This is a genomic window from Photobacterium sp. OFAV2-7, assembly GCF_022347985.1.
Lineage (GTDB): Bacteria > Pseudomonadota > Gammaproteobacteria > Enterobacterales > Vibrionaceae > Photobacterium.
Genome location: NZ_JAKRFQ010000589.1, coordinates 1 through 3,308, shown reverse-complemented (window position 1 = coordinate 3,308; position 3,308 = coordinate 1). Strand labels below are relative to the sequence as shown.

Below are 3,308 nucleotides of genomic sequence, written 5' to 3'. Positions count from 1 at the left end.
AGCAACAGCCCCCCTTCAGGCCCGATGATACGATTGAAATCATGGAAGAAACAGACGTATCGACAAAGACAGAAGGTAATCCTATGAAAAGGGAGCTAGCTTACTAGTCACTTCTCCTTTCGTTATAACTCCGTGCACCTTGAAGCAACAAGGTGCACGGATTGTTGACCCTTAATTAGCGAAACTAGCTAGATAAAAACTGTCCTAGGTAACATTTAGTGCCCAGCGGATCAGTAACGCGACCAGTGACAAACTCAACACGCCGCAAAACCACAACGCAACAAACCACAGCCAGCGTTTAAAACACGGATTGATCATCAATGGTACCCTTCATCTTCATTCAGCTTGCCTCGGAACACCCAATACGAATACGCCGTGTAGGCAATTATTAGCGGTAACAAAATGACCGCGCCGGCAAGCAGAAATTTCAAGCTGGTATCAGGCGCAGCAGCCTCGGCATACGTCAGGCTATGCGGGACAATATAGGGATAGGTACTGACACCAAAACCCAACGAGGCCAGCAGGAATAGACCAAGGCTGGCCAGATATGCCTTAATAGGTTTATGTTCTATCAGATCTTTAAACAGCAGGTACACCAGATAGGCAGACCCTGCCGGGATCAGCAAGAACAAAAATGCCTGCGGAAATGAGAACCAGCGATCAGCGATTTCGCTATTTCCTAAAGGCAGCCACAAGCTCAAGATCCCAACCATAACCACCATAATCAAGGCACACCTTTTGGCTGTCGAGTAATAGCGGCTCTGATAAGGTTTCGGCAGTTTTATCAATAACCAGCAGGCACCAAGCAGACAGTAAGCAGCTATGGTTACCAGCCCACAAAAAACGCTGAAGGGGGTGAACCAGTCGAACCAGCCGCCGCTATACTGCCTGTCAGCCACTTCAATCCCTTGCAATAAGGTGCCAAGCATCATGCCCTGAGTGAAAGTTGCCATCAATGAGCCAATAAAAAACGAACTATCCCATAGAAATTGCCCGCGCCGGGTCCGGAAACGGTACTCGAATGCAACCCCTCTAAAGATGAGTCCGAGCAACATCATGATCAACGGGGCATACAAGGCTGGCATTACCACCGCATAGGCTAAAGGAAATACGGCAAATAAACCGCCCCCGCCAAGCACCAGCCAGGTTTCGTTACCGTCCCATACCGGTGCGATACTATTCATCATCAAATCTCGCTCTTTGGTTGAATCGCCAGCAATAAACAAAATCCCAATACCGAGATCAAATCCATCAAGTGCCACATAGGCGAAAACCGCAATAGCAATGAGCATGTACCATATCAATGCGTAATCCATATGGCCTCCTATAGCCTTGGGTCAGTTGTGGTTGATACAGCCGATTGGCCTTTCAGCTCCGCCTGATACTTGGTCGGCGATTTACGCATCAGCCTGAGCAGGTAGAAAAAACCTGCACCAAAAACAGTGAAGTACACCACAACAAATGCCGCTAGCGACACACTGACCGCCGCAGCGTTAACGGGTGAAATGGAATCGATGGTTCTCAGTAACCCATAAACGGTAAATGGCTGTCGCCCTACTTCCGTAGTCACCCAGCCACAGATAATGGCGACAAAGCCAGTCGGGGCCATCACAACACAGCAGCGGTGGAACCACTCATTGTGGAAGAGATCGTCTTTTCTCCTCAACCACAAGCTGGTCAGTCCGACAGCCAGCATCAGAAACCCGATCCCAACCATGATCCTGAAGCTCCAAAAAACGATACCGACTGGCGGATGTTCATCCTCGGGAAACGCATCTAGCCCCTTAACTTCTCCGTTCCACTCATGCGTGAGGATCAGGCTACCGAGATGTGGAATCGCGATTTTGTAATCAACGGTTTTCTCCTCTTCATTCGGTAACCCAAACAAGATCAGTGGTGCCCCTTTTTGTGTTTCAAAATGCCCTTCCATCGCAGCCACTTTTGCAGGCTGATGCTCAAGCGTATTCAGGCCATGAAGATCCCCCACGATTACCTGGATCGGGGTGACTATCGCGGCCATCCACATTGCCATTGAAAACATGGTTCGCGCCAGGTGATTACTCTGAGAACGCAGCAAATGAAAGGCTCCTACCCCTCCGACAACAAAAGCCGTCGTCAAGAATGCCGCCAGCACCATGTGAACGAGACGATATGGAAAAGAGGGATTAAAGACGACGGCCCACCAGTCTTCAGGGATAAACTGGCCAAGCTCATTCATCGAATAGCCCGCTGGTGTCTGCATCCAACTGTTTACAGAAAGGATCCAGAATGCTGAGAACAGGGTACCGAATGCGACAATAACCGTAGACAGGAAATGCAGCTTTTTCCCGACACGGTTCATCCCAAACAACATCACACCGAGAAAACCAGCCTCAAGAAAGAAAGCTGTAAATACCTCATACCCCATCAAAGGACCAAGCACGGGGCCGGTTTTGTCTGAAAAGACACTCCAGTTAGTACCAAACTGATAACTCATCACAATGCCGCTGACGACGCCCATCCCAAAGCTGATAGCAAAGATTTTTATCCAGTAATGGTACAACTCGATATATTTGTGCTTGCCTGTTTTTAGATACAAACCTTCCAGCACAGCTAGGTAGCTCGCCAAGCCAATAGTGAATGCCGGAAAAATGATATGGAAAGAAACAGTAAATGCGAATTGGAACCTTGCCAGATCAACTGCGAGTTCATTCATCGTTGCTCCTTAGCCCAAACCAACGTATCAAGGTGCCCGGTTCAGGTAGTACATGTCATGAAAGCTCTATTCTGCTAATACGATCAAAGCTAAATTATGGTTCATCTGTGGAGTTTTTTCAGTACGATTAACGCTATTAACTATCATTAGGCGTTTTATTATTTTTGTAACCACCTAATTATTAGCCTCTTCATCCTTTGACAAACAACAATGAAAAACTCAAGGATATTAATAAACCGCCCTTAATGATAAAGCCACAATAATTGTGTTTGAATAAGCCACCTCTCTGAATTTGTACATCAATGATGACATTTATATATTCCTTAACTTGGCAATAAAATTACAAACCAATGATAATTAACAACATTATTACCAACCACTTTAATAGAGTATATTTAATCTGTATTTAGAGTTTATCATTCAGATATTTCTTCTTGCCATTAGCCTTAGTTAGGCGTATAGATATAAATTAAATCACCACTCAGCCCTTGCTAGTAATGATAATTACTGGCACGACATCTTACGTTTAAATTTTGGTATTTGATGTGAGGGCACACTTTATGAGTCTTAAACGAACTCTTGAAAAAATGGAGCCGGACTTTGAACCCGGAGG

General features: G+C 45.9%; 2 protein-coding genes. Both read right to left on the bottom strand.

Features of this window, described 5'->3' with window-relative positions; translation table 11 throughout:
* Positions 1 to 317 precede the first annotated feature (317 nt).
* Positions 318 to 1,316, bottom strand: coding sequence for a cytochrome d ubiquinol oxidase subunit II (gene cydB, locus MHN01_RS21340; RefSeq protein ID WP_239413321.1), 999 nt, complete (start codon positions 1,314 to 1,316; stop codon positions 318 to 320).
* Between the two features lie 8 nt (positions 1,317 to 1,324).
* Positions 1,325 to 2,695, bottom strand: coding sequence for a cytochrome ubiquinol oxidase subunit I (locus MHN01_RS21335; protein WP_239413320.1), 1,371 nt, complete (start codon positions 2,693 to 2,695; stop codon positions 1,325 to 1,327).
* Between the last annotated feature and the right edge of the window lie 613 nt (positions 2,696 to 3,308).